Raw genomic sequence first — 18,530 nt, 5'->3', positions numbered from 1 at the left:
GTCATGCCCGGAACATCGCCACACCTGATGCGTCGGCGGGCCGTGGTCGCCGAAACGCGCCACCTGCTGTTCAGCGTGGGACCGGGGGCGCTGTGGATCACGCTCTTTCTGGTGCTGCCCAGCGCCTATTTGATGGGCGTGGCCTTCATGACCAATGGCCCCTATGGCTTGCCCGAGATGCCCTTGACGCTGGACGCCTTCGAGCGCCTGGCGGGCTTCGGTTTTCTCGGCTGGAGCCCGGGCAACCTGTATACCCTGTTGCGTTCGCTGTGGCAGACCCTGCTGTCCACGACACTGGTCGTGATCGTTGCCTATCCGATTGCCTACTACATCACCACCTGCCGCGAGCGCTGGCGGCCGATCATGCTGCTGGCCGTGGTGGTGCCGTCCTGGACCAACCAGGTGATCCGTACCTTTGGCTGGATGAACCTGCTGGCGCCGGGCACGCCGCTGTCGGAACTGGCCGAGTGGCTGGGCCTGATCGCCCCCAACATGGGGCTCTATCCGTCCAATTTCGCGGTCACGCTGGGGCTGGTCTATAACTTCCTGCCGTTCATGGTACTACCGCTGTATGCGGCCTTCGAGAAGCTGGATGGCGCCCAGGTCGAGGCGGCCCAGGACCTCTATGCGTCACCCGTGCGGGCCTTTCGCCATGCGGTCTTTCCGCAGACCCTGCCGGGCCTGCTGGCGGGCATCGTGCTGGTCGCCATCCCGGCCTTCGGCATGTACGTGATTCCCGAGCTGCTGGGGGGCGGCAAGGCCATGATGCTGGGCAATCTGGTGGCGACGCAGTTCTCGGGCGGTTCCAACTGGCCACTGGGGGCCGCCGGGGCGATACTGATGCTGATTGCGACCTTCATCGGGTTGTTCGCCATGCGTCGTATCGGCAAGCGCCTGGGTGGCGGTGAAGAGGTGGTGATATGAGCAAACGGGGACTGAAGCGCGGGCTGACCGGGTTCTGGTGGTTGACGCTGTTCTTTCTCTACCTGCCGCTGGCGGTGGTGGTGCTGTTCTCGTTCAACTCGGCCAACAGTTCGGCCAGCCTGGCCGGCCTTTCCCTGCGCTGGTATCGGCGCCTGCTGGGCAACGAGCAGATCCTCTCGGCCTTTGCCAACAGCATGGTGCTGGCCATCGTGTCGTCGGTGATTGCCCTGGGCATCGGTTGCCTGATCGGCTACGGCATGTATCGCCATCGTCACCGCAAGCTGGGGTGGCTGATCGTGCTGATCTATCTGCCCATCGTGCTGCCGGACATCGTCTTCGGTATCTCCGAAATGGCCTTCTTCGTCCAGGTTCACGAGGCCACCGGCTGGCTTCAACCCGGTCTGGCGACCATGATCATCGCCCATGTCACCTTTCAGATTCCCTTCGTGGCGCTGATCATCTATTCACGCTTCGTGGGCCTGGACCCGACGCTGTTCGAGGCGGCCAAGGATCTGTATGCCTCGCCTCTCAAGCGCGTCCGGCACTTCATGCTGCCGACCATCAAGCCAGCGTTGATATCGGCCTTCTTCCTGTCCTTTACGCTGTCCATCGATGACTTTGTCATCAGTTTCTTCACGTCCGGACCGGAAAGCGCCACGCTGCCGATCTATATCTGGGGGGCGATCAAGAAGGGCGTGTCGCCGGAGATCAATGCCATTGCATCCTTGATGATCGGGGCCGTCGCGCTGGCGGCGGTCCTGAGTCTCATCTTCAATCGTCGCCGGCCCGACTAGGCCGGTACCCCGTCGCGGTGAAACGAGGAGTCGAACATGCAGATCCACAAGACCCCCCTGGCGCTGTCGCTGGCCAGTCTGATGCTGGCAGGGCATGCCCAGGCACAGGACAACAAGCTCTACCTGTTCAACTGGACGGAGTACATGGACCCGGCGATCATCGAGGCCTTCGAGGAAGAGCACGATGTGGACGTGGTTCAGAGCTACTTCAACTCCAATCCCGAGATGTTCGCCAAGCTGCAGGCCGGCGGTACCTCGCAGTACGACATCATCGTGCCGTCCAATTACTACATTCCGCGATTGATCGAGACCGGACTGGTCCAGGAGCTCGACAAGTCGAAGCTCGACAACCTCGATAATGTCATGCAGCAGTTCGCCGACCCCGCCTATGACCCGGGGGCGCGTTACTCCGCCCCGTATCAATGGGGCGTGACCGGCCTGATCTACAACACCGAGACCTTCCCCGATGCCCCCAAGAGCTGGTCGCTGCTGTTCGATGACGAGACCAATGCGCAGCATCCCTTCGGCCTGATGGGCGATGGCCAGGTCTCGATCGGCAGTGCCTGTGCCTATCTCGGCCATGGCTACGACTGCACCTCCATGGATGCCTGGCGCGAGGCGGCGCAACTGCTGCTCGACACCAAGGAACGCGAGACCTTCAGCGGCTTCACCGACGGCACACCGGCGCTGCAGCAGCTGGCCCGCGGCGTGACGCACGCCGGCATGTCCTACAATGGCGACTTCCTGTTCTTCAAGGAAGAAAACCCCGACGCCTTTGCCGAGATGGCCTTCATGATTCCCGATGAAGGGGCGGAGATGTGGGTCGATGCCATGATGATTCCCGCGGATGCGCCGAATCCCGAGATGGCCCACGAGTTCATCGACTTCATCCTGGATGCCGAGGTCGGCGCCCAGCTGTCGAATTACAATTACTATGCCAGCCCCAATCAGGCGGCCCGTCCGCACCTGGACGAGGCCCTGGCGAAACCGCCCGTGCAGCCCAGCGAGGCAGACATGGAGCGTTTGCACTTCACGCCGACCCTGGAAGGCGAGCAGCTGCAGATGTTCCAGCAACTGTGGTCCGAGGTGAAGTCGCGCTAGATCGTGAGCCACGAGCCACGAGCCACCGAGCCACGAGCCACGAGATGCGAGCTCCAGGGGCAGGGGATGTCCCGGGGCTCGCCGCTCGCCTACTTCGAGTGACGAGATCCGGCGCCCGTTGTCATCAGCAAGGATTTTTCCATGAGTAATCGTCAGGAACTCCCGTTCCTTAACGAGTGGTTCGAACAGCACGGCATCACCGAGGTCGAGTGCCTGGTCACCGACCTGACCGGTATTCTCAAGGGCAAGATCATGCCGGCCGGCAAGTATCTGAACGGTGGGCGGCCGCGACTGCCGGACTCGCTCTTCATCCAGACCGTGACCGGGGGTTACCCGGATGATGAGGACACCCAGTTCTGGAATCCCGCCGAGCGCGACATGGAGCTGCTGCCGGACCCCAATGCCGTCTACCTGGTGCCCTGGGCCGAGGATGCCACGGCGCAGATCATCCACGACTGTCACTATCTGACCGGTGAAGCCGTCGAGCTGTCGCCGCGCCATGTGTTGAAGCGCGTGTTGTCGTTGTATGAAGCACGCGGCTGGAAGCCGGTGGTGGCGCCCGAGGTGGAGTTCTTCCTGGTCAAGACCAACACCGACTCGGATTATCCACTGGAGCCGCCGATCGGTCGTTGCGGTCGCCAGGAGAGTAGTCGCCAGTCGTTTTCCATCGATGCGGTCAACGAGTTCGATCCGCTGTTCGAGGAAATGTATGACTACTGCGAGGCCATGGACCTCAACCTGGACACCCTGATCCACGAGGAAGGGGCCGGGCAGATGGAGGTCAACTTCGAGCATGGGGACCCGCTGACCCTGGCCGACCAGGTGGTGATCTTCAAGCGCACCCTGCGCGAGACCGCCCTGCGGCATGGCATGTACGGCACCTTCATGGCCAAGCCCATGGCCAAGGAGCCCGGCAGTTCGATGCATCTGCATCAGAGTCTGGTCGATATCAAGACCGGGCGTAACCTCTTTGCCGGCGAGGAGGGGCAGCACAGCCGTCTGTTTCATCATTTCATCGGCGGCATGCAGCGTTATCTGCCGGCGTCCTTGCCGTTGCTGGCGCCCAACGTCAACTCCTACCGGCGCCTGCTGCGTACCGAGAACAGCGGTTCGGCCCCGGTCAATGTCGAGTGGGGCATGGATAACCGCACCGTGGGCTTGCGGGTACCCATGGCGCCACCCGAGGCCACGCGTATCGAGAACCGTCTGGCGGGTGCCGATGCCAACCCCTATCTGGTCATGGCCGCCTCGCTGGCCTGTGGCTACCTGGGCATGCTGAGCCAGCTCGAGTCGCGGCCACCGATGGTCGGTTCGGCCTGGTCCAGCGGCGGCAAGCTGCCCGACGATATCGGTCCGGCCCTGGACATGCTGCGCGACTGCAAGCCGTTGGCCGATATCCTCGGCGAGCGTTTCACCAACAGTTATCTGGCCGTCAAGCGCGCCGAGCATCGCGAATATTTCCAGGTCATCAGCTCCTGGGAACGCGAGCATCTGCTGCTGAGAGTGTGAGAGCCGGGCCCCGAGGGGCTCGGGCCGGTTTCAACAACAAGCACCAAAACTCTGGAGATCGACATGCGATATCGACTGACAGGCCTGCTGGGCGCGTGCCTGCTCGGCGCCGGCACGGCCGCGATGGCCGCCGAGGCGGACAAGCTCTACGTTTTCAACTGGACCGAGTACATGGACCCGGGCGTCGTCGAGGACTTCGAGGCGAAGTACGACGTGGAAGTGGTCGAGAGTTACTTCACCTCCAATGCCGAGATGTTCTCCAAGTTATCGGCGGGCGGCGATGCCCAGTTCGATGTGGTGGTACCCACCGACTATTTCGTGCCCCGGCTCATCAATGCCGGCCTGATCCAGCCGCTCGACCCGTCGCTGATCGAGGGCCGCGACAACCTCATGGAGGCGTTTCGCGAGCCATCCTACGACCCGCAGGAGGAGTACAGCGTGCCCTATCTGTGGGGGGCCACGGGTATCGTCTACAACACCCGGACCTTCCCCGATCCGCCGGAGTCCTGGGGCCTGCTGTTCGACCCCGAGCTCAACCCCGACCAGCCTTTCGCGCTGCTGGGCGGCGATCCCCAGGTGGCGCTGGGCATGGCCTGTGCCTATCAGGGCGCCGGTTTCGACTGTGTCGGCCAGGAGCCCTGGGTCGAAGCGGCACGCCTGGCCGGCAAGACGCTGGACCGTCCCAACTTTACGGGCTTCGTCGACAGCACGGCCGCCGTCGAACAGGTCGCGCGGGGCGTCTCGCAGGTTGCCGTGACCTACAGCGGCGATGTGGACTATCGCAAGGCTGCCTCGCCGGAGACCTATGAGGATCTGGAATTCTTCGTGCCGGAAGAAGGCTCGCAGCTCGGCGTGGATACCCTGGTGATTCCGGCGCGTGCGCCGCATCCGGAACTGGCCCACAAGTTCATCAGCTTTCTGATGCAGCCGGAGAATGCGGCCCGTTCGGCGGATTTTGCCTACTATCGTTCACCCAACAAGGCGGCTCTGGAGTATCTGCCCGAGGACCTGGCCGAGAGTTCGCGGCTGGAAGACGAGCGGCGTGACCAGCTGGTCACCACACCGCTCATCGAGGGTGAACAGCTGCAGATGTTGCAGCAGATCTGGACCGAGGTGCGTAGCCGCTAACCAGGCCCGGGGGGAGCGGGCCGAGGCGGGGCATGGTCAGGCGGTGTCAGAATGTGGTGATTATAATTTACGCCGGATTTGCCAATTCATGAATTGGCCCCTAGAATCTGCGTAATATTGTAAAATAAAATCGCCATTCGGAGGCCCGCATGACTGTTACCTCGCCCATGGAGCATGTCGCATCCTGGTATGCGGCATCGGCCAATCCCACCCCGCGACGCCCGGCGCTGACCGGGGATATCCAGTGTGACGTCTGTGTGGTGGGAGCCGGCTTCACCGGCATCTCCGCTGCACTGCATCTCGCCGAGCAGGGGTTTCAGGTCGTGTTGCTCGAAGCCTCCCGTGTCGGTTTCGGCGCCTCGGGGCGCAACGGTGGCCAGATCGTCAACAGCTACAGCCGCGACATGGACATGATCGAGTCCCGCTACGGCAGCGAGACGGCTCGCGTTCTGGGCGACATGGCCTTCGAGGGCAACCGCATCATTCGTGAGCGCGTGGCGGATTACGGCATCGACTGCGACCTGCGTGACGGCAACCTCTTTGCCGCCTGCAACGGCAAGCAGATGGCCGGCCTGCGCGAGCACAAGGCGTTGTGGGAGCGCTATGGCCACCAGCAGCTGGAGCTGCTGGAAGGCGAGGCGGTCAAGCGTGAAGTCGGTTCGGATCGTTATAGTGGTGCCCTGGTCGACCATTCCGGGGGGCATCTGCATCCGCTCAATCTGGTCCTCGGTCAGGCGGCCGCCTTCGAGTCACTGGGGGGCGTGATCCATGAGCAAACGCCGGTCGACCGCCTGACGCATGGCGAACGGGTGCGACTCGAAACCCCGGGCGGAGTGGTGAGCGCGGCGCGCGTGGTCATGGCCGGCAACGCCTACCTGAACGGTGTGCTGCCCGAACTCGAGGGCAAGTCGATGCCCTGTGGCACCCAGATCATCGTCACCGAGCCGCTGGGCGAGGAGCGGGGACGCGCGCTGCTGCCCAATGGGCTGGCCGTGGAGGACTGCAACTATCTGCTGGATTACTATCGGCTGACGGCCGATAACCGGCTGCTTTACGGAGGTGGTGTCAATTATGGCGGCCAGGACCCGGCGGACATCGAGGCGGTCATCCGGCCCAAGATGGAAAAGACCTTTCCCGGCCTGAAGGGGGTGTCCATCGATTACGCCTGGAGCGGCAACTTCCTGATGACGCTCAACCGGCTGCCGCAGTTCGGCGTCATCAACGACAACGTCTACTACGCGCAGGGCTATTCGGGCCATGGTGTGACCTGCACGCACCTGGCCGGCCGCCTGATCGCCGAAGTCATGACCGGCCGCGAGGAACGCTTCGATGCCTTCGCCGGCCTGCCGCACTTGCCCTTTCCCGGTGGGCGAATGTTGCGCGTGCCGCTATCGGCCCTCGGTGCCTGGTACTATTCGACCCGCGACCGCCTGGGCGTTTGACACTGGCCCGGCCAGACCGGGGCGAACGCCAGGCAAGGTGTCAGCAAACGAAAGCGCCAGGAGGGCCTGACCCTCCTGGCGCTAACTTTTCACTTCTTACTGTTCACTTTTCACTTTTCAATTCTTACCTCTTACCTCTTACCTCTTACCTCTTACTTCTCACCCCTCGCTTCCAAGGCTCAGCTCTTGGGGCGCAGGTTCTCCGGATCGTACAGCGGCTTGTAGCCGACCGACTCGACCTGTACCGAGTAGATCTCGTCGAAGTACTGGACGTTGAGGGTGCGACCCTCTTCGCAGTACGCGTAGGGCAGATAGCCGAGGCAGATGTTCTTGCCCACCGACGGGCCGTAGGCAACGCTGGTGACGTAGGAATTCCGACCGAGCTCATCGACCAGGGTCTTGCCGGTCTGCGGATCCATGATCGGCAGATGCCCGACCGGGTAACGCGCGACGCCGTTGGCATCGGTGTTGTCGATCATCGTCATGGTGCACAGATAGGCCGGCTGATGCGCACGCTCGCGCTGGGCGACGTAGGCCTCCTTGCCATGGAAGTCGGCCGGCTTGACCTTCGGCCGGGCCAGGCCCGCTTCCAACAGGTTGTAGTCGGTCTTCAGGTCGGCATTCTGCAGGCGCAGGCACTTCTCCAGACGGCGGCTGTTGGCGTAGGTCTCGATGCCGACCGGGGTGACGCCCTGGTCGTACAGGGTGTCCCACAGCGCCAGGCCATCGTCGTACTTGAAGTGCAGCTCCCAGCCCTGCTCGCCGACGTAGGAGATGCGGAAGGCGGTGACCGGGGTGCCGTTGACCGTGATGTCCCTGACGGCGGCGAACGGGAAGTTGTCCACCGTGAGGGCATCCGGGTCGTCGACGACGGACTGCAGCGTCGTGCGGGCGTTCGGGCCCCACAGGCCGATGCAGCCGAAGTCGGTGGTGCGTTCCTGGATGTCGACGCTGAAGCCCTTGTCCTCGGCCATGCGCTTCATCCAGATGTAGTCGCGGTTGCCCGCGTCACCGCCGTCGATGACGCGGTAGTGGCTCTCGCCCATGCGCAGGACCGTCAGATCGGCGCGCACGCCGCCCAGATGGTCGAGGAAATGGGTATAGACACCCTTGCCGATCGGCATATCGCCGCCGACCTTGGCCACGCTGGTGTACTCCATCAGCGCCTCGGCATCACGGCCCGTGACGTCGTAGATGGCGAAGTGCGACAGGTTGATCATGCCGACGTTCTCGGACAGCTCGAGGTGCTCGGCGTTGGAGACACGCCAGAAGTGGCGGTTGTCCCACTCGGCGTTGCGTTCCGGAATCCTGTCGCCCCATTTCGCGAGCAGGTGCTCGTTGCTGGCGTAGCCGTGCGCCCGCTCCCAGCCGGCGGCTTCCATGAAGTAGCCACCGAGCTCGACCTCGCGCTCGTAGAAGGGGCTCTGGCGCAGGTTGCGCGCCGCCGTGTACGGCTCGCGGTTGTGGACCGGCGGGTTGTAGATCTTGAAGGCGGTCTCGTAGCAGCGGTCGTGGATGTAGTCCGTTTCCTTCTGGAAGGGATAATAGCGCGTGAAGTCGATGCCGTGCGGGTCGATGTCGACGCGCCCGTCGGTCATCCAGTCGGCGACGACCTTGCCGGTACCCGGGCCGTCCTTCACCCAGACGGACTCGACGTACCACAGGCCACGCACCTGGGCGGACTCGCCGATGGACGGGCCGCCGTCGGCGGTCACCTGCAGCAGGCCGTTGAACGAGTGCTTCTCGTCGTAGCCGAGTTCACCCAGGATGGGGGTCAGCTCCATGGCCCGCTCGAGTGGCTCCATGATCTGCTCCATCTCCAGGTCGCGCTGCGAGGGCGACAGGCGCGCTTCTTCCTTCTCGAGGATGTCGCGCGGATGGACCATGCGCGGAGACTTTTCCTCGTAGTAGCCCCACTCGATCTGGCCACCTTCGGTGGTATTCGGGTCGCCGGTGTCGCGCAGGTAGGCCGAGTTGCCCTGGTCGCGCAGCAGCGGGTAGCCGATGTCCTTGCCGGTGCCGGCGAATTCCTCGTACGGTCCGAACCACAGCAGCGGGTGGTCGACCGGCATGATCGGCAGGTCCTCGCCGGCCATCTCGGCGATCATGCGGCCCCACAGGCCGGCGCAGCAGACAACGTACGGCGCTTCGATGTAGCCGCGATGGGTATACACGCCCTTGATGCGGCCGTTCTCGATCTCGAGGCCGGTCGCCGGGGTGTTGGCGAAGGCCTGGAGCTTGCCCGTCTCTTCCGACTTCTTCACCAGTTCGCCACTGAAGATCTGCGAGCGCGGGATGACCAGGCCGGCGTCCGGGTCGTACATGGCGCCCTGGATCTGGTCTTCCTCGATGAGCGGCATGAGCTCCTTGGCTTCCTTCGGACCGATCATGCGCACGTTGGTACCGAAGGCGCGTCCGGAGTCGACCTTGCGCTTGAGTTCCTCCATCCGCTCATCATCGCCGACCCGCGCGACCTCGAGGCCACCGACACGATCGTAGTGCCCCATCTTGTCGAAGAACTCGATGGAGTAGGTGGTGGTGTAGCACGTCATCTCATCGTGCGCGGTGGCGAAGCAGAAGTCGGAGGCGTGCGAGGTCGAGCCGATATCGGTGGGGATCGCCGACTTGTCGATACCCACGATGTTCTCCCAGCCACGCTCGATCAGGTGATGGGCCACGGAAGCACCGACGATGCCCCCCTGACCAATGATGACGACGTCTGCCTGAGTGGGGAAGGTTGCCATGGTTGTTCCTCCGTTACCTTGGGATCGAGCGCTATCCTGTCACGCTAATGCACGTCGATGAAGCGGGCTGTCCCATCACGACGCCGTCATGTGTCATGGCGACAGCCGAGGGCAAACCGGGCTGGCTATCGGCAGAACGAGTGACTTATTCACGACGCCTGGCGTCGTTGCTCCGCCAGCTGTTCGACGGCCTGGCGGGCGATGGGGGTGAAGTCGCCGTCGGCATCATCCAGGTAGCTGATGATGCGTTCCTTCATGCTGCGCGCCCAGAATTTTTCCAGGTGATTCTTGACGCCGGTGGCCGGGTCGCTGGAACTCTGGAGGTTGTGGGCGATCTGATTGGCCATGTGAATCAGGGTATCGCGTTGGTCGGACATGGAGAGCTCCTCAAGCGTGCTGCAGGGCAGGTGATGGCTGGCTGACGGGTCGATGGTAGACCAGGTGACGCCCCGGCCGCGCGAAGCCGATCAACAGCAGGTCGGCGGCCCGCGCCTGCTCGACCGCCAGGCTGGTGGCCGCCGAGACGGCGACCAGGGCCCCGATGCCGGCGCTGGCGCACTTGTGCACCATCTCGTAGCTGGCGCGACTGGACACCAGGGCAAAGCCATCCTGTCGGTTCGTGCGTTGTCGGGCGAGGGCGCCGATCATCTTGTCCAGGGCATTGTGACGGCCGACATCCTCGCGGGCGATCAGCACCTCGCCATCCTCATCGCACCAGGCGGCACCATGGCTGGCGCCGGTGGCGGACTGTGCCGGCTGGTGATCGCGCAGGCGTGACAGGGCATGCTGGACGGTAGCGTCATCGAGCTGCGGGGGGCTGACCCTCGGGATCGGCCGGATGGCCTGTTCCAGCGACTCGGCGCCGCACAGGCCGCAACCGGTCTTGCCCGACAGACTGCGGCGACGTTGCCGCAGTTCGGCCATGCGCTGGCTGGCGATGTCCAGGTGCAGGGCAATGCCGTCGGCCTCCTGATGAAGCGTCAGGTCATACAGCTCGTCGGGATGCTCGAGGATGCCCTCGGTCAGGCTGAAGCCGAGGGCGAAGTCCTCCAGGTCGACGGGACTGGCCATCATCACGGCATGCGAAATGCCGTTGTAGACCAGCGCCACCGGCGTCTCCCGCACCAGGTCATCATCATGAAGTTCGGCCTCCCAGGCCGGTTCGCGGTGCTCCTCCACCGCAAACCGGCCCGACCATGCGGCTTCCTCGGTCACTGCGTGACCCCGTGCGCCACCGGTTCACGGGCGGAATCGAGGTATTCGCGCTGGGCGCGATCGAAGTCGTCGTAGCGTTTCTGCCAGGCCGAGGGCTGACTGACCTTCTCCACCTGTACCGCCGTGACCTTGTACTCGGGGCAGTTGGTGGCCCAGTCGGAGCTGTTGGTGGTGATCACGTTGGCACCACTGCCCGGGTGGTGGAAGGTGGTATAGACCACCCCCGGCTGCATGCGCTCGCTGAGCCGGGCGCGCAGCACCGTCTGGCCGGAGCGGCTGGTAATGCCCAGCCAGTCGCCGTCGCTGATGCCGCGCATTTCCGCATCCGAGGGATGGATATCCAGGACGTCCTCGTTGTGCCAGGTCTGGTTGTCGGTGCGTCGCGTCTGAGCGCCGACGTTGTACTGGGAGAGGATGCGCCCGGTGGTCAGCAACAGCGGGAAGCGCCGGTTGGTGCGTTCCTCGGTGGCCACGTACTCGGTGATGGCGAAGCGTCCCAGGCCGATCGGGAAGTCGAATTCGTGCATGGTCGGCGTGCCCTGCGGATGCTCGTCATTGCAGGGCCACTGCAGGCTGCCGAGTTCCTCGAGCTTGTCGTAGCTGACGCCGGTGAAGGTCGGCGCCAACTGCGCGATCTCGTCCATGATCTCCGAGGGATGTTGATAGTCCATCGGATAGCCCAGGGCACGCGCCAGGTCGGCGGTGATCTCCCAGTCTTCCTTGCCGGCACGTGGCGGCATCACCTTGCGCACCCGGTTGATGCGCCGCTCGGCATTGGTGAAGGTGCCGTTCTTCTCCAGGAAGCTCGAGCCGGGCAGCAGCACATGGGCGTACTTGGCGGTCTCGTTGAGGAAGATATCCTGCACGATCAGGCAGTCCAGCGAGGTCAGGGCCGCTTCGACGTGCTGAGTATTGGGGTCGGACTGCGCAATGTCCTCGCCCTGCACGTACATCGCCTTGAAGGTACCCTCGATGGCCGCGTCGAACATGTTGGGAATGCGCAGGCCGGGTTCGTCGTCGATGGGCACGCCCCAGACGTTCTCGAAGCGGTTGCGGGCTTCGTTGTCGGCGACATGCTGGTAGCCCGGCAGCTCATGGGGGAAGGAGCCCATGTCGCAGGAACCCTGGACATTGTTCTGGCCGCGCAGCGGGTTCACGCCGACGCCCTCGCGGCCGATGTTGCCGGTGGCCATGGCCAGGTTGGCGATGCCCATGACCATGGTCGAGCCCTGGCTGTGTTCGGTGACGCCCAGGCCATAGTAGATGGCGCCATTGGGAACGCTGGCATAGGTGCGCGCCGCCTGACGGACGGCTTCCGGCGATACGCCGGTGACGTTCTCGACGGCCTCCGGCGAATGACGCTCCTCGCTGATGAAGTCGCGCCAGGTCCGGTAGGCCTCGGTGTCGCAACGCTCGGCGATGAAGTCATGATCCTCGAGCCCCTCGGTCACCACCACGTGGGCCAGGGCATTGACCAGCGCCACATTGGTGCCCGGACGCAGCGGCAGGTGCTGAGCGTCGCTGCGATGCGGTGTGTCCAGCAGGTCGATGTGCCGCGGGTCGGCGACGATCAGGCTGGCCCCTTCGCGCATCCGGCGACGCATCTGGGAGGCGAACACCGGGTGGGCGTCGGTGGGGTTGGCGCCGATGACGATGATGGCATCCGACTTCATCACCGAGTCGAAGGTCTGGGTGCCGGCGGACTCGCCGAGAGTGGTCTTCAGGCCATAGCCGGTGGGCGAGTGACAGACCCGGGCACAGGTATCGGTGTTGTTGTTGCGGAAGGCGGCGCGGATCAGCTTCTGCACCAGGTAGGTTTCCTCGTTGGTGCAGCGCGAGGAGGTGATGCCACCGATGCTTTCGCGGCCGTACTTCTCCTGGGTGGCCGTGAGGCGTTCGGCGGCAAAGCCGATGGCTTCCTCCCAGCTGACCTCGCGCCAGGCTTCCTCGATGGAGTCGCGAATCATCGGGGTGGTCAGGCGATCCTGGTGGGTCGCATAGCCGAAGGCGAAACGGCCCTTGACGCAGGAGTGGCCGTGATTGGCGTCACCGCCCTTGTAGGGCACCATGCGCACGACCTCGCTGCCCTTCATTTCGGCCTTGAAGGAGCAGCCGACGCCGCAGTAGGCGCATGTGGTGATGACGCTGTGATCCGGCACGCCCTGCTCGACGACGCTCTTTTCCATCAGGGTGGCGGTCGGGCAGGCCTGGACACAGGCGCCGCAGGACACGCACTCGGAATCCATGAAGTCTTCCATCTGGCTCGGCGAGACCTTGGAGTCGAAGCCGCGGCCGTCGATGGTCAGGGCGAAGGTACCCTGGACCTCCTCACAGGCGCGCACGCAGCGCGAGCAGACGATGCACTTGCTGGGATCGAAGCTGAAGTAGGGGTTCGACTCGTCCTTTTCGGCGTCGAGGTGGTTCTCGCCGGAATAGCCGTAACGGACTTCGCGCAGGCCTACGGCACCGGCCATGTCCTGCAGCTCGCAGTCGCCGTTGGCGGCACAGGTCAGGCAGTCCAGCGGGTGGTCGGAGATGTACAGCTCCATGACATTGCGGCGCAGACGAGCCAGCTTGGTGTTCTGGGTCGTGACCTGCATGCCGGCTTCCACCGGCGTGGTGCAGGAGGCCGGATAACCGCGCTTGCCCTCGACCTGCACGGCACACAGGCGGCAGGAGCCGTAGGCTTCGAGGTTGTCACTGGCACACAGCTTGGGGATGTTGATATCGGCAAGCGCCGCGGCGCGCATCACCGAGGTGCCCTCGGGTACGGTGATCTCCACGCCATCGATTTCCAGACTGACGTGGTTCTCCGACAGCCGGGCGGGCGTGCCGTAATCCTTGTTGGGGTCGTAATAGCCGAGCATGGCGTTCTCTCCCTCAGCGCTCAACGCTGCAGGTCGTCAGGAAAATGGTTGATCACACTCTTCACCGGGAAGGGCGTCATTCCGCCCATGGCGCACAAGGAGCCGTCTTCCATGGTTTCGCAGAGTTCTTCGAGCAGTTCCAGGTTGGCGGCGCGATCCTGGTTGGCGACGATGCGGTCGATGACTTCCACGCCGCGGGTCGAGCCGATGCGGCAGGGCGTGCACTTGCCGCACGACTCCACCTTGCAGAACTCCATCGAGAAGCGCGCCTGCTCCGCCATGTCGACGCTGTCATCGAACATCACGACGCCGCCGTGGCCCACGCCCGCGCCGACTTCGGCGAAGGTCTCGTAGTCCAGCGGCATGTCCCACTGGCTGTCGGGCAGGTAGGCACACAGCGGACCGCCGACCTGTACCGCCCGCAGCGGTCGCTCGGTGAAGGTGCCGCCGCCGAAGGACTCCATGACCTCGCGCAGGGTGGTGCCGAAGGCCAGCTCGATCAGGCCGCCGTACTTGACGTTGCCGGCCAGTTGAATCGCCAGGGTGCCGCGGGAACGGCCCATGCCGAAGTCGGCGTAGGCCTGACTGCCCCGCGCGAGGATGTAGGGCACGGCGGCCAGCGAGAGCACGTTGTTGACCACGGTGGGGCAGCCGAACAGGCCGACGATGGCCGGCAGCGGCGGCTTGTAACGCACCATGCCGCGCTTGCCCTCGAGGCTTTCGAGCAGCGAGGTTTCCTCGCCGCAGATATAGGCGCCGGCGCCGAGGCGGACCTCCAGGTCGAAGTGCCGGCCGCTGCCCCGGATGTCGGCCCCCAGGTAGCCGGCCTGCTCGGCGCGGGCGATGGCCTCGTCGAGGATGCGCTTGGCCAGCGGGTATTCGGAACGCAGGTAGATGTAGCCCTGGGTGGCGCCCACCGCCAGGCCTGCGATCGCCATGCCTTCGATCAGCATGTAGGGGTCGCACTCCATCGCCAGGCGGTCGGCGAAGGTGCCGGAGTCGCCTTCATCGGCATTGCAGACGATGTACTTCTGCTCGCCGGCGGCGTCGTGCACCGTCTGCCACTTGATGCCGGTGGGGAAGGCCGCGCCGCCCCGGCCGCGCAACCCGGATTCCTTGACCTCGTCGACGATGGCCTGGCCACTCATCGCCAGGGCATTTTCCAGGCCCTGGAAGCCTTCCAGGGCGCGGTAATCGTCCAGCGACAGCGGGTCGGTGACGCCGATGCGCGAGAAGGTCAGACGCTGCTGACGGGCGAGATAGGGAATCGCGTCGGTAGGACCGCAGGCCAGGGCATGGTCGTCATTTCCCTCCAGCATGCCGGCATCCAGCAGGCCGGGAACGTCACCAGCGCTGACCGGGCCATAGGCGACGCGCCCGGAGGCTGTCTCGACCTCGACCATGGGCTCCAGCCAGGCCAGCCCGCGGGAGCCGTTGCGAACAAGCTCGATGTCGCTGCCCCGGGTACTGGCTTCGGACTCCAGGCGTTCGGCCACGGCATCGGCACCCATCGCCAGCGCCGTGGTATCACGCGGCACATAGACACGGACCATTATTTGACCTCCAGCGGCACGGTGCGCATGTCCTCGACCAGGCGGTCGAAGCTTTCCGTCGTGACACGCCCGTGGACCTGATCATCGACGCTGATGGACGGCCCGCAGGCACAGTTGCCCAGGCAGTAGACGGCTTCCAGGGTGATTTCCCGGTCACGGGTCGTCTGGTGATAGTCGATCTCGAGGCTCGTCTTGGCGTGGGCTTCCAGCGTGCGCGCGCCCAGGGCCTGGCAGGCCTCGGCACGACAGATGCGCACCACATGGCTGCCCGGCTGCGAGGTACGGAAATGGTGGTAGAAAGTGATGACACCGTGCACCTCGGCGCGCGTCATCAACAGGGATTCGGCGAGCAGGGGCACGGCCCCCTCCGGCACGTAGCCGACCCTGTCCTGTATGGCGTGAAGAATGGGCAGAAGGGCACCGGGCTTGTGCTTCAGGGCGTCGATCTCGTCCTGGATCAGCTGCGGCGTCCAATCGGCGGATGTGCTCATCGGACATCACCTGATGGTTGTTGTCGTCTATATAGGCACGCTCTTTCATATTTTAGCAGTTGAGCGTGCGTCACGGTTGCATTAAAGCTAGCATTGGATGGCCACTTTCAAAATATGAAACTTGCATCATATGAAGCGCATACGCATCACGCCGGCCTGGTATTTCAGCGACGAGGCGGGCAATCAACTGGACCCTCAGGTGTTCGTGCTGCTGGAAGGCGTGCATCGCCATGGCAAGCTCACCGAAGCCGCGCGGATGGCCGGTGTTTCCTACCGCCATGCCTGGAACCTGCTCGGCAAGTGGCAGGAGTTCTTCGGTATCAGCCTGGTCGAACTGCAGCGCGGCAAGGGGGCGCATCTGTCGCCGCTCGGGGAGAAACTGCTGTGGGCCGAGCAGCGCGTCATTGCGCGCCTGGGTCCACAGCTGGAAAGCCTCGGCTCGGAGCTCAACCTGGCCATCCAGCAGACCCTGGAAGGCGTGAAGCCGGTACTGCGCCTCTATGCCAGCCACGGCTATGCCGTGGAGCTGCTGCCGGAATACCTCGATGAGCTGCGCCTGGACCTGCAATATTGCAGCCCCCGCGAGGCGCTGGTCGCCCTGAATCGCGGAGCCTGTGACCTGGCCGGTTTCCATCTGCCCCAGGGCGCGGTCGGGACGCGCCTGGCGCGGGGCTATCGACATCTGCTCAAGCCGCGCAGCCATCGGGTGCTGCGCTTCATCACGCGGCGTCAGGGGCTGATGCTGCGACCGGGCAACCCCTGCGGGGTCCACGGGCTGGAGGCGCTGGTCGAAGGGCAGGCGCGCTTCATCAACCGCCAGCCCGATTCCGGCACCCGCGCCCTGCTGGACGGGCTGCTGCGTGACGCCGGGCTGTCATCCCGCCACATCCAGGGCTACGAGCTCGAGGAATACACCCATTCGGCGGTGGCCGCCTACATCGCCGCCGGCATGGCCGATGTCGGCTTCGGTGTGGAGGCGGCGGCGCGGCGCTTCGGGCTGGATTTCGTGCCGCTGGCCAGCGAGGACTACCTGCTGGTCTGTCATCATCGCAGTCTGAGCGAACCGAGGCTCGAGAGCTTTCGGGAGGTCCTGGCGAGTGACGCCTTTCAACAGGCGGTGTCGGCATTGCCGGGCTACAGCCTGAATCGCTGCGGCGAGGTCGAAGGCGTCGAGGCGCTGATGGCGGGGTGAGTCCGGCCACGCTCAGCGCGAGCGTGGCCGGGAGAGGTCAGCCAAAGACGAAGCCGAGGGCCAGAAAGCCGGCGGCGGTCACCAGTGCGCCCAGCAGGGCATAGGGAAACTGCGTCAGGCCGTGTTGCATGGGCAGGCAGCCGCTGCCCTGGGCGGAGAGGACCGACGAGTCCGAGAAGAAGCAGGCATGGCTGCCGAAGCTGGAGGCCGACAGCAGGGCGCCCACCACCAGCGGCATCGAGGCATCCAGGTGTTGCGCCATGGGCACCACGATGGGGATCGAGATCACGAAGACGCCCCAGGAGGAGCCGGTGGCGAAGACCACGACCGCCATGGACAGGAATACCAGGGCAGGCAGCAAGGCCTTGGTCAAGTAGGGGGCAAGCGCGTCGATCATGAACTGCGTCATGCCCAGCTGGTCGTTGATCTCGCGCAGCACGAAGCCCACGGCGACGATGGCGAGTGGCAGCATCATGGTGCGGAAGCCGTCCATGATGGCGTCCATCAGGGTGTTGAAGGTCGCCAGGCGCTGGATGAGATACAGGCCCAGAGTGAACAGCGTGGCCACGATCACGCCCTTGAGCAGGTCGATCTCGAAGTAGGCGCTGGCGCCGATCAGCACCGCCATGGGCGCCAGGAAGTTGAATACGCCGACCCAGGGACGTCCACGCGGGGCGTCATCATCGGAGAGCGTCTTGTCCGGTGCGCCATCGGGGATCGGCTGCCCCTGCTTTGCCCGTGCCTCGGCGGCCTTCATGGGTCCCATGTCGGGCAGCAGCCCCAGGGCGACCAGGACCACCAGTCCCATGGCGACCCAGCCATAGAGCATGAAGGGGATCGACTGGATGTATAGCCACATCCCCGAGCCCTCGGTGGCGGAGTTGGTTTCCAGCAACTCGGCGAAGTAGACCGCCCAGGTCGACAGCGGCACCAGAATGCAGATCGGCGCCGCCGTGGAGTCGACGATGTAGGCCAGCTTTTCGCGTGACACGCCGAAGCGGTCGGTCAGGCGTTTCATGGCCGCCGAGGTCGCCAGGGCATTGAGGTAGTCGTCGATGAAGATCACCACGCCCAGTGCGGCGGTGCTCAGCAGCGACTGACGGCGGGTCTTGACCAGGCGTGTCAGGCAATGACTGAAGCTCAGCGTACAGCCGGAGATCTCCAGCATGGCAATGAAGCCGCCCATCAGGCCGCAGACCAGAATCAGCCAGGCGATGGTTTCATTCGACATCACCGACAGGGAAATACTGGCCAGCTCGCCCACGAAGTCATCGGGCTGAAGCATGATCAGGCCGCAGATCGCGCCGATCGCCAGGGCCTCGAGGGTTCGATGGGTGGTGATGGCGACGATCAACACGATCAGGGAGGGCACGAGGCTGGCCCAGCCATAATCGCTGGCATCCTGGTGGGTCAGCGTCAGGCTGGTGACGGTGGCCAGTATGCCGACGATCAGCAGCAGGGTGCGCCCCGTGCCGCGCTTCAGCGGCAGGCTGGGAGCGAAAGGATGGGGTGACTGGCTCATTGGAGGCCTCCTTCGGCATGCAGGGAAAGCCGTTGTGCCATGGTCGAG

The 18,530-nt window shown here is 64.4% G+C and carries 14 protein-coding genes; 7 read left to right on the top strand and 7 right to left on the bottom strand.

Features of this window, described 5'->3' with window-relative positions; genetic code table 11:
• The first annotated feature begins 3 nt into the window (after window positions 1-3).
• The 6 genes from QWY79_RS09830 (at window position 4) to QWY79_RS09805 (ending at window position 6,898) form a co-directional block, all read left to right on the top strand.
• On the top strand, window positions 4-924 hold the full coding sequence (locus QWY79_RS09830) for an ABC transporter permease (RefSeq protein ID WP_290272268.1): 921 nt from the start codon (window positions 4-6) through the stop codon (window positions 922-924).
• Window positions 921-1,718, top strand: a complete 798-nt coding sequence (locus QWY79_RS09825) for an ABC transporter permease (protein WP_290272265.1) — start codon at window positions 921-923, stop codon at window positions 1,716-1,718. Before QWY79_RS09830 ends, QWY79_RS09825 begins: the two co-directional genes overlap by 4 nt.
• Window positions 1,719-1,754: 36 nt before the next feature.
• Window positions 1,755-2,819, top strand: a complete 1,065-nt coding sequence (locus QWY79_RS09820; RefSeq protein ID WP_290272263.1) for an ABC transporter substrate-binding protein — start codon at window positions 1,755-1,757, stop codon at window positions 2,817-2,819.
• Between the two features lie 141 nt (window positions 2,820-2,960).
• Window positions 2,961-4,328 (top strand): glutamine synthetase family protein, encoded by a 1,368-nt coding sequence (locus QWY79_RS09815; RefSeq protein ID WP_290272262.1) that lies wholly within the window; start codon window positions 2,961-2,963, stop codon window positions 4,326-4,328.
• Window positions 4,329-4,391: 63 nt separating this feature from the next.
• On the top strand, window positions 4,392-5,456 hold the full coding sequence (locus QWY79_RS09810; protein WP_290272258.1) for a polyamine ABC transporter substrate-binding protein: 1,065 nt from the start codon (window positions 4,392-4,394) through the stop codon (window positions 5,454-5,456).
• Between the two features lie 149 nt (window positions 5,457-5,605).
• On the top strand, window positions 5,606-6,898 hold the full coding sequence (locus tag QWY79_RS09805) for an NAD(P)/FAD-dependent oxidoreductase (RefSeq protein ID WP_290272255.1): 1,293 nt from the start codon (window positions 5,606-5,608) through the stop codon (window positions 6,896-6,898).
• 179 nt (window positions 6,899-7,077) lie between these two features.
• Here the strand turns inward: QWY79_RS09805 and QWY79_RS09800 are convergent, their stop codons facing one another.
• The 6 genes from QWY79_RS09800 to QWY79_RS09775 form a co-directional block, all read right to left on the bottom strand.
• Window positions 7,078-9,642 (bottom strand): GcvT family protein, encoded by a 2,565-nt coding sequence (locus tag QWY79_RS09800; protein WP_290272253.1) that lies wholly within the window; start codon window positions 9,640-9,642, stop codon window positions 7,078-7,080.
• Window positions 9,643-9,791: 149 nt separating this feature from the next.
• A complete protein-coding gene (locus QWY79_RS09795) occupies window positions 9,792-10,019 on the bottom strand; it encodes a formate dehydrogenase subunit delta (RefSeq protein ID WP_141318581.1) in 228 nt (75 codons plus the stop codon).
• 10 nt (window positions 10,020-10,029) lie between these two features.
• Window positions 10,030-10,857: a formate dehydrogenase accessory sulfurtransferase FdhD gene (gene fdhD / locus QWY79_RS09790; RefSeq protein WP_290272250.1), complete on the bottom strand. Its 828-nt coding sequence runs from the start codon at window positions 10,855-10,857 to the stop codon at window positions 10,030-10,032.
• The gene (gene fdhF, locus QWY79_RS09785; protein WP_290272248.1) at window positions 10,854-13,724 is read right to left on the bottom strand and encodes a formate dehydrogenase subunit alpha; all 2,871 of its coding nucleotides are present in this window, start codon (window positions 13,722-13,724) and stop codon (window positions 10,854-10,856) included. Before fdhF ends, fdhD begins: the two co-directional genes overlap by 4 nt.
• Window positions 13,725-13,744: 20 nt before the next feature.
• Window positions 13,745-15,277, bottom strand: coding sequence for a formate dehydrogenase beta subunit (locus tag QWY79_RS09780; RefSeq protein ID WP_435389780.1), 1,533 nt, complete (start codon window positions 15,275-15,277; stop codon window positions 13,745-13,747).
• Entirely contained in the window at window positions 15,277-15,768 is a 492-nt protein-coding gene (locus QWY79_RS09775) for a formate dehydrogenase subunit gamma (protein ID WP_290272245.1), read from the bottom strand. Before QWY79_RS09775 ends, QWY79_RS09780 begins: the two co-directional genes overlap by 1 nt.
• A gap of 130 nt (window positions 15,769-15,898) precedes the next feature.
• Between QWY79_RS09775 and QWY79_RS09770 the strand changes: the two genes are divergently transcribed.
• Entirely contained in the window at window positions 15,899-16,960 is a 1,062-nt protein-coding gene (locus tag QWY79_RS09770) for a substrate-binding domain-containing protein (protein ID WP_290272244.1), read from the top strand.
• Between the two features lie 37 nt (window positions 16,961-16,997).
• Here QWY79_RS09770 and QWY79_RS09765 read toward each other — a convergent pair whose 3' ends face one another.
• Window positions 16,998-18,482 carry a Na+/H+ antiporter NhaC family protein gene (locus QWY79_RS09765; RefSeq protein ID WP_290272243.1) on the bottom strand — a complete coding sequence of 495 codons (1,485 nt, stop codon included), beginning with the start codon at window positions 18,480-18,482 and terminating at the stop codon, window positions 16,998-17,000.
• Between the last annotated feature and the right edge of the window lie 48 nt (window positions 18,483-18,530).

The sequence above is a fragment of the Halomonas sabkhae genome (genome assembly GCF_030409265.1).
Taxonomy (GTDB): Bacteria; Pseudomonadota; Gammaproteobacteria; order Pseudomonadales; family Halomonadaceae; genus Halomonas; species Halomonas halmophila.
This window is presented reverse-complemented; position numbering and strand designations above follow the sequence as displayed.